Consider the following 9,168-nt stretch of genomic DNA (forward strand, 5'->3'; position numbering starts at 1 on the left):
TATGGGCTTTTCGGGGTTAACAATTAGCATCTGAGGGGTGCATTGAAGCCGACTGCCCAATCCACCACAGGCAGGACAGCCTCCCTGCTCATGGTTGAACGAGAATAGCGTTGATAGCGGGTAGCCCTCCTTTTGTGGCGATTCTGCTACTCGGCTGTAGATCAGCCGTAGCAGGTCGTAGATTCCCGTATAGGTGCCCACGGTTGATCGGCTATTTGTTGGAAACGTTTTTCTACGAATGGCAATGGTTGGGGTAAGACCACTTGCTTCTGCAATGTTTGCCGCCTGACCCATGCCCAATCTTGAACGAACGTAAGGGGTGAGGTAGCGGCTAAATTCGGCATTGCTCTCCGTGAAAAGCGTGTTGTAAGCTAAGCTGGTTTTTCCTGAGCCGGAAATGCCCGCCAGTGCCAGAATCGTTCCTGTCTCAATGGATAAATCGATATTTTTGAGATTGTGGGTAGATACGCCCTTGAGGGAGATAGCCATCTGTTGTGTTGGTGGCGCAGTTAATGGCTTCAAACCGTTTTGGTGAAAAATGTAATGGGCGGTTATCGACTCAGCGCACTCTTTAAGGCTATCGGGTTGCCCCTGAAAAATTAGGTTACCGCCTTGCTTTCCGCTGCCCGGTCCCAAGTCAACTACCCAGCTTGCATTGGTAATAACATCCGTGTTGTGCTCAATGCACACCACAGTATGTCCCTTCCGAGTGAGTTCGAAGAGGGCGTTTAGAAGTGCCTCCGTGTCATGCTGGTGAAGACCGGTGGTTGGCTCATCGAGGAGGTAAAGCGTCTTCCCCTTGCCCTGCCGAAAAAGTTCTGTTGCCAGCTTAATGCGCTGCGCCTCTCCGCCGCTGAGCGTATCGGAGCTCTGGCCCAACTTCAAGTAACCACAGCCGAGGCTGCAGAGTAGCTGCAACAGTTTACTCATCGACGGCTGACCGGCAAAAAGATGGGTGGCCGCTTCGATACTTGTGTTGAGCAGGTCGGAAATGGAGAGGTTATTGTAGGTGATTTCCAGAACTTCTGGCTTAAATCGCTTTCCGTTGCAAACGGTGCAGGTGGTTTCGGCCGTTCCTAAAAAGTGGAGACCCAGTTCCAATTTTCCCGCACCTAGGCAGGTTTCGCACCTACCTCCAGCAACATTAAAGGAGAAGTGGCTTTTTTTGAAACCCCTAGCTTTTGCCTCTGGCAGTGAGCCAAAGAGATCGCGGAGCATATCCATTAGACCTGTATAGGTGGCTGGGTTACTTCTCGATGTTTTGCCAATGGGGCGCTGGTCAATTTCCACCAACCGGGTAATTCCAGCGAGCCCAGTAATCTCGCCTATTTCATCCAACGCTCCGCCGTCCCGACCCAAGCTGTGCCGAGCAAGCTTGGCAAGGACATGGTGCAGCAACGTCGACTTGCCTGCTCCCGATACCCCAGTAACAGCGGTGAGCTGGCCTTGAGGAATGCTTACCGAAATGTGCTTAAGGTTGTGCACATGCAAGTTGGAGAGTTCTATTGCTTTTAGCGCTGGCGCAACGGTTGGCTTGGAGATTTGAGGCACGCGGGCACCGCTCAAAAATTGCCAGGTTGGGCTTTGGCTATGCTTTTCATTGATAAATTGCTGAGGAGGACCACTAAAGAGCAGCTCTCCTCCTTTTTCTCCCGCCATAGGCCCAAGATCGATAAGGTGATGGGCTATCTTCATCACCGTGGGGTCGTGCTCCACCAGCACTACCGTATTTCCTTTTTGGACGAGTTCGTTGAGTATACCTATTAGTGCCTCCGTATCTCTTGGGTGAAGACCTGTTGTTGGTTCATCGAGCACAAAGCAAACATTTTGCAGCCTTGTTTCGCTTAGTGTAACCAGCTTTAGGCGCTTCAGTTCGCCGCTCGAGAGCGTTTCGGCATTTCGGGCAATCTCCAAATGTCCAAGTCCAAGCAGCTGTGCTGCCTTTACCGTTTTGAGCATCTCGCTAACGATAACCTTTGCCGCCCCTACTTGCAGTATTTCGGTGCTCAAAAGAAAGGCAGACAGCTCATCGAGGCTGAGAACAGACAACTCATGTATGTTTCTGCCTGAAATAGCTATGCTTAGCGCTTCTGGTCGAAGTCGTGCACCTTGGCAAGCTGAGCATGGTCTGCTTTGAGTAAAGCGCAGTATATTTGGATTTCGGTCGCGCTGCAGAATCTCCTCCATTACCGGAATAATACCACGGTAGTATCCTTCCTCTCTAGGTTTGGCGGTGATACCCGTCCATTTCATTCGCGATTCCAGCGTATGCTTTCCAAAGGGGACTTTCAACTTGGTGGTTCCATACAAAACCACCTTTTTTTGTTCAACTGTAAGTTCCTTCCAGGGTATATCAACAGAAAATCCTTCAGCATGGCAAACTTGATCGAGAACCTCCATGGTGACCTGAGAGTAGATTATGTATGGCTTGGGAGTAGTGAGCACCAGCGCTCCTTGACGTAACGATTTGTCTGGATTGCCTACTAAACTTTCCTGGTCTATATAATCCTCCACGCCTAGCCCTTTGCAGCTGGGACAGGCACCCTTGGTAGTGTTGAACGAAAAAAGGCTTCTGTCGGGCTTTACATTGGAGTATTGCCCGGGCAGCTGCTTACCAGTTCGCGCAAAAAGCAACCTCATTTGGTCGTAGAGACCCGTTATGGTTCCAACGGTGGAACGGGTAGATAATCCATAAATGTGCTGGTCAACCGCCACCACTGGCAGTAAATTCTCTATGCTTTCTACGTTTGGTGGCTGAAGTTTTCCCAGCAGGATTTGAGCATTGGCCGATAGGTTTCCATAAAATCGACGCATGCCCTCTCTAGCAATAACGTTGTAAGCAAGTGTGCTCTTTCCTGAACCTGAGATGCCGGTAATGACGGTAAGCGCTCGATGGGGTATGGCTACCGTAATGTTTTTTAAATTATTTTCGCTTGACCTGTTTATATAAATTTTTGCCTTGTTGGTCATGGAGTTGTTCTTTTTACAAAGGAATTAAAATATTTTTTCTTTCTTTAAAAGTTAGTGAATGAGTTGGTCTTGTAAGTGACTACTTTTCGGGATAATCGATATATTAAAGTAACCTAGAAGGCAAAACTGGTTGAAATTGTATGCTTAGAAAACGTTTAAGATATTTCTGGATAGTAGGTTTCTTTTTTGTTTTATGGGGCGATGCTCTAGCAGGCAATTTAGCGGATACTCTCTATCTTCATCAATTGGTTGATAAGGCGGATACCTACATAGACAAGGGTAACTACGATTCGGCATACCGAATGGCCGATAAGGCCCGAATTCTGGTTCAACAAACGCGTTACACTCGAGCATATGCCACTGCATTAAACAGGTTAGGCGTTGCAAGCCGATGGAAAGGGAACCTTAGCCAAGCGTTGGACTTCTTCTCTCGTAGCTTGCATATTGCCGACTCTTTAAATGATTGGAGATTAAGGGCCAACAACCTTACAAATATTGGTGCTGTTCACCGCATGGTGGGCGATTATTCCAAGGCACTTGCAGCCTACATAGAGTCACTTGGCATAAACGAGGCGGCTAATAATACGGCTGGAGTTGCGGTTAATTACAACAATATTGGGGTCGTTTATCTCTACCTTGGCAACTATGGAAAGGCATTGGAGTATTATAAAAAGTCACAAGTTATCTCCAAGAAGTTAGGAGATGAGGCCGGGCTTGCCATTTCGTACATTAACATTGGCGAGGTTTACCAGAAATCTGGAAAAAATGCTGATGCCATCTCCTACTATATGCAGGGGTTGGACCTCAGCCAGAAGATTGGTGATTTCGACAGCCAAGCGGTGCTGTTTAGCGAATTGGGAAACATCTATAAAAGCCTTAACGATTTTCGGTTTGCATTTGACTTTTACCTGAAGTCACTTTCAATATTTACAAAGTTGGGTGATAATTACCGCTTATCGCAGGTGCTGAATAATTTGGGTGACTGTGCAATAAAGCTTAAGCATTACAATCAGGCACTTAATTATCTCAATCGTGCTTTAATGTTGGCCAACGAGGTTGGATCGTGGGAGCTTAAAAGGGATGCCAACTTATCCCTAAGCAACTACTACCAGTCATTGGGGAACTATAGGCAAGCCTTGGTCTTCTATAAGGCTCACACTGGTGCTAGAGATAGCTCATTCAACAAGGAGAGTAACGACCAACTGATTCGTGCTCAGCTAAGATATGATTTTGAAAAGCTGCAGGTTAAAGATCAAATTGAAAAGGAAAAGCAGCAGCTTGTGGCCACGGAGGCAAACAGATGGCAGAACATAATTAAATACTCTTTAATTGCCATCGTAATTGTGCTGCTGTTCATGCTTGCCATGCTATACAGGAACTACCGACATAAGAAGCAGCTGACGAAAATACTTCTCCTTCACGAAAAGGAGATTTTGGAGAAAAATGAGGAACTCGAGCTTCAACAGGAGGAGATTCTTACACAGCGCGACCAGATTGAGGAGAAGAATGTGATTCTACAGATCCATCAAAAGGAGATTGAAGATCAGAATGAGCGGATGATAAGCAGCCTTGAATATGCCCAAACCATACAGGAGGCCATTCTGCCCGAAAAAGATTTCTTCGAAAAGTATTTTCGCAGCCATTTTATTTTTTTTAGACCGAAGGATATCGTTTCAGGTGACTTCTACTGGACCTATCAAACGGAGAACCTTATCTATGTGGCCCTTGCCGACTGCACTGGCCATGGTGTGCCGGGTGGGTTTATGTCCATGATTGGCAACACGCTGCTCAACCAGCTGGTCATCGAATACCAGATGACCAATCCTGCCAAGATTTTGGAGGAACTTAACCGCATGGTTCGTAAAGCGCTCAAGCAAACTGAGGATTCAGCAAGGTCGTATGCTGGAATGGATATTGCATTTTGTGTGGTAGACAAGGCCAAGGGGAAGTTGTTTTTTGCCGGAGCAAAACGACCACTCTACTATTTCAAGGATGGCGAGTTTGAGAAAATTGCCGGCGATTCCCGTTCCATTGGAGGCTATCAAATGGAAGCCGATCGACTCTTTACGTTGCAAACTATTGATCTCGACGAGCCCATTACTCTTTACCTGTTTACCGATGGCTACACCGACCAGCTTAACCTCTCCGAGCGGAAATATGGCATTGGTCGGTTTAAGGAGCAGCTGGCCGAAATACACCGCCTGCCAATGGCTCGGCAGATGGAGCTACTCGTTAATTCACATGATGAGTTCAAAGGTGGTAATGAGCAAATTGATGATATAACAGTTATTGGACTTACCCTATAATTGTTCGAATTGGTAGATAAAAAAACCGCTCCTAGCTAGGAGCGGTTTTTTAGTTGGCATTATTTATTAGCTAGTCAAGTCCACGGGCTTTGAGCAGTGGCTCAATGCTAGGCGCTTTTCCTCTAAAGTTCTTGTACATTGTCATTGCATCTTCGGTACCACCCTTTTCGAGGATGCAGTGACGGAATAGGTTGGCTTCTTTCTGATTGAAAATATCGCCAGTTTCCTTGAATGCTTGGAAGGCATCGGCAACGAGAACATCGGCCCAAATATAGCTGTAGTAGCCTGCCGAGTATCCACCTCCAAAAATGTGTTGGAAGTAGGTGCTTCTATATCGAGGAAGAATTTCTGGGATAAGCCCAATTTTATCCATACTTGCTTTCTCAAACTTCTGAACATCGAAGTTAGTAAGTAGAGTATCGGTGTAGAAGTCCATATCGAGGTATGATGCAGCGAGGTATTCAACCGTTGCAAAACCCTGGTTGAAGGTTCCGCTCTTCTTAATCTTGTCAACCAATTCTTGAGGAATTACCTCACCGGTTTTGTAGTTCTTGGCATACACATTCAATACCTCAGGTTCCGAAGCCCAGTTTTCGTCGAACTGTGAGGGTAGCTCCACAAAGTCACGAGGAACATTGGTGCCTGAAAGACTGGCATAGGTTACCTGCGAAAGCATGGCGTGCATTGCGTGGCCAAATTCGTGGAATAGGGTTGTTACCTCGTCGAAGTTGAGCAGCGCAGGCTGGTTGCCAGCAGGGCGGGTAAAGTTGGTAACGATGGAAACAATAGGAGCTATACGCTTGCCATTAACAATCTTTTCGGGACGGAAGTTGGTGCACCAAGCGCCACCCTTCTTGCTTGCCCTTGGGAAGTAGTCGAAGTAGAGAATGGCCAACATCTTGCCAGTTGAGTCTTGAACCTCATATGCTTCGGCTTCTGGATCATATTTTGGAAGGTCGGGCTTAGCCACAAACTGAAGGCCATATAGCCTTTTAGCAGTGTAGAAAATTCCTTTTTTTACATTGTCTAGTTCAAAGTATGGGCGAAGCATCTCCTCATCGAGGTCGTACTTTGCTTTCCTTACCTTTTCGGAGTAGAACCACCAATCCCAGGAGGCGAGCTTAAATTTGCCACCCTCCTTGTCGATGATCTTCTGCATATCAGCAGCCTCCTCTTTTGCCTTTTTCAGCGCTGGAGTCCAAATCTTGTTGAGCAGGTTGTACACATTTTCGGGCTTCTTAGCCATGGTGTTGTCGAGAATGTAGTTGGCGGCAGTTGGGAAACCCAAAAGTTTTGCCTTCTCGAGGCTCAACGAAAGAATCTTGGTAATAACAGGGTTGTTGTTATACTCGTTCTGGTGATTACACCGAGTAGCATAGGCCATGTAGATTTTTTCTCTTAGGTCACGCTTTTGTGAGTATTGCAGGAATGGAATCATGCTGGGTTTGTCGAGGGTAAATACCCACTTGCCAGACATGCTATCCGCCTTTGCCTGTTCGGCAGCCGACATGATTACCGATTCAGGAAGACCAACGAGGTCCGCCTTATTGTCGATTACCATTTTGTAGGATGCGTTCTCTTTCAATAAGTTCTTACCAAATTGTAGCTCCTGAAGCGAAAGTTCCTTGTTCACCTGACGGAAACGCTCCTGCTTGTCGGCAGCAAGGTTGGCTCCACCACGAACAAAGTTGCGGTTGATTTTGTCAACCAGCATCTTTTGCTCCTCGGTTAGGTTGAGGCTATCTTTATTATCGTAAATAGCCTTCACCCGCTTGTAGAGGTCCGCGTTGAGGTAGATGTCGTCGTTGTTCTTCGAGAGCAGCGGAGAAACGGAGTCGGCAATAGCCTGAATCTCGTCGGTGCTGTTCGACTCGGTGATGTTGAAGAATACGTTGCTAACCTTGTCCAGAATCTCGCCACTGTTTTCCATTGCAAGAATGGTGTTATCAAAAGTGGGTGCTTCTGGGGTTTTCACAATGGCAGCAATCTCTTCCTGCTGCTGCTTTATCCCCGCCTTAAACGCTGGGAGATAGTCGGCATTTGTAATTTTATCGAATGGTGGAACCCCATACGGTGTTTTGTATTCACTCATGAATGGGTTCTGGGAATCCATACCACCCTTATTGCAGGATGTGAGTGCAATGCCTGCAAACATGGCCATAATCAGATACTTTTTCACGATTTTGATTGTTAGGTTAGTGATAGGTGCAGTTCTTAGGATTCAAAATTAATACTTGCTTCTTAACTTGTAGCTTTAGTTCGACAAATTTATTGGGCAATTGTTTAAAAGCTAGAAAAATAATTGTGGGAGGGAGCAAGTGGAATGGGATGAAGTCGAGTGACATATAAGTTACAAGTGACGCAGAGTGACGAGTTACATATTGCTAAAAAACTGGTGTAAATCCCTTAATAGTGGTGGTGCACCTCGGAGAGGTGTTATGTTTGGTGCCATGGGCGTTAGCTCATGGAATGAATGACCCCATGAGGAGAGAGCGGTGCGCGCTCCTTCGCTGTTCAACGCGCTGAAGCTACCACGCACCGCAATAACCGAAAGGTTATTTGCTGCAACAAACCCACCTGAGCATATGCAGAGTTGCTTGACCCCCTCAAACCTCCCCCTAACTTAGTGGAGACGTTTGCTAGGCGAGGAGGCGGATTTCTATCACGGCATTTGGTATTAGCACGTTCCTTCCCCTCGTAGGGGAAGGTCAGGATGGGGTGGTTCTGTAGAAAAAACAGCGCATTGCTACTCGTAACGACCTTTTTCCCGCTTGGAGCAACCTCTTTGCCTCTCCGAGAACCCTTTTTGTCTCTTGGAGTGACCTTTTCCTCGCTCAGAGAACCTTTCTTGTCTCTCGGAGCGACCTTTTTCTCGCTCAGAGAACCTCTCTTGTCTCTCGGAGCGACCTTTTCCTCGCTCAGAGAACTTCTCTTGTCTCTCTGAGCGACCTCTTTCCTGCTCAGAGCAACCTCTTTGCCTCTCAGAGAACCCTTTTTGTCTCTTGGAGTGACCTTTTCCTCGCTCAGAGAATCTCTCTTGTCTCTCCGAGCGACCTTTTTCTCGCTCAGAGAACCTCTCTAGTCTCTCCGAGCGACCTTTTCGATTCTCGGAGAGGGAAATTGCCTCTTGGAGAGGCATTTTTAGCGACAGGTACACATCCCAACCCAAAAAGAATGTGCTGTTTTACCGTTGGCTTAGGAAAGGATCTTAAATTTGGGTATTGTATGATTTTGTCATACATATAAACGAGTTGGCCGCAAGGTAACAAAGACAACCAAACACGTAATGATAGATATACCAGAAGATATAAAACAACTTTATTCTCAAATAGATTCGATATCATCTTTTGATTCATGGGAATTATTGGAAAAAATAACCCCATTAGATAATAGACAAAATGATGAATGGCAGGATAAAATTAAGATTGAGAGAAAAGTATTAGGTTTTTATATTAATAAGGGTGATTTGTTCCCTAAAATTGTAAAAGTTAATTCTGCTGGAGATGTAGATTCTTATCCAAATTCAAATTCTTTTGTTGAAGCAGAGATAGAATATTTAAAAGATAGATTAAATGTTTCACCCAACTTTTGGATTAAAAGTCGGTATTCGCATATTTTATGGACAATTACAAAAAATAATATCTATGCTGTAAGGACATTAGAGTACTATTTGGAAATTGTAAACTTTATAAAGGACAAAGAAGATTTAGAATCCAATTATTCATTGCCATCTATAATTGAGTGTATACTTCCTTAGTACATGACAAAAAAAACAAATGCCTGATTACCAGTAAAATAAACACGTAAATATTTGGTAAATACTCTGAATATCAGTATCTTACAAGAAATTACCACATCTCGATGTAAGAGCCATGATACCCAGAGTAGACCC

General features: G+C 45.5%; 4 protein-coding genes. 2 read left to right on the plus strand and 2 right to left on the minus strand.

What is annotated here, in order from left to right:
• Positions 1 to 2,970 (minus strand): ATP-binding cassette domain-containing protein (locus VMW01_01550; protein HUW04919.1); only part of this gene is annotated, 2,970 nt, incomplete at its 3' end.
• 140 nt (positions 2,971 to 3,110) lie between these two features.
• Here VMW01_01550 and VMW01_01555 point away from each other — a divergent pair.
• Positions 3,111 to 5,276 carry a tetratricopeptide repeat protein gene (locus VMW01_01555; GenBank protein HUW04920.1) on the plus strand — a complete coding sequence of 722 codons (2,166 nt, stop codon included), beginning with the start codon at positions 3,111 to 3,113 and terminating at the stop codon, positions 5,274 to 5,276.
• A gap of 70 nt (positions 5,277 to 5,346) precedes the next feature.
• On the opposite strand, the gene VMW01_01560 is transcribed toward VMW01_01555, so the two are convergent.
• Entirely contained in the window at positions 5,347 to 7,455 is a 2,109-nt protein-coding gene (locus VMW01_01560; GenBank protein HUW04921.1) for a M3 family metallopeptidase, read from the minus strand.
• A gap of 1,107 nt (positions 7,456 to 8,562) precedes the next feature.
• Here VMW01_01560 and VMW01_01565 point away from each other — a divergent pair.
• Positions 8,563 to 9,033 (plus strand): hypothetical protein, encoded by a 471-nt coding sequence (locus VMW01_01565; protein HUW04922.1) that lies wholly within the window; start codon positions 8,563 to 8,565, stop codon positions 9,031 to 9,033.
• Positions 9,034 to 9,168: the final 135 nt, after the last annotated feature.

It is taken from the genome of Williamwhitmania sp. (assembly GCA_035529935.1).
Lineage (GTDB): Bacteria > Bacteroidota > Bacteroidia > Bacteroidales > Williamwhitmaniaceae > Williamwhitmania.

Coding starts and splice junctions, on each gene's coding strand:
- VMW01_01565 (HUW04922.1), top strand. CDS start 8,563: ATGATAGATATACCAGAAGATATAAAACAACTTTATTCTCAAATAGAT.
- VMW01_01555 (HUW04920.1), top strand. CDS start 3,111: ATGCTTAGAAAACGTTTAAGATATTTCTGGATAGTAGGTTTCTTTTTT.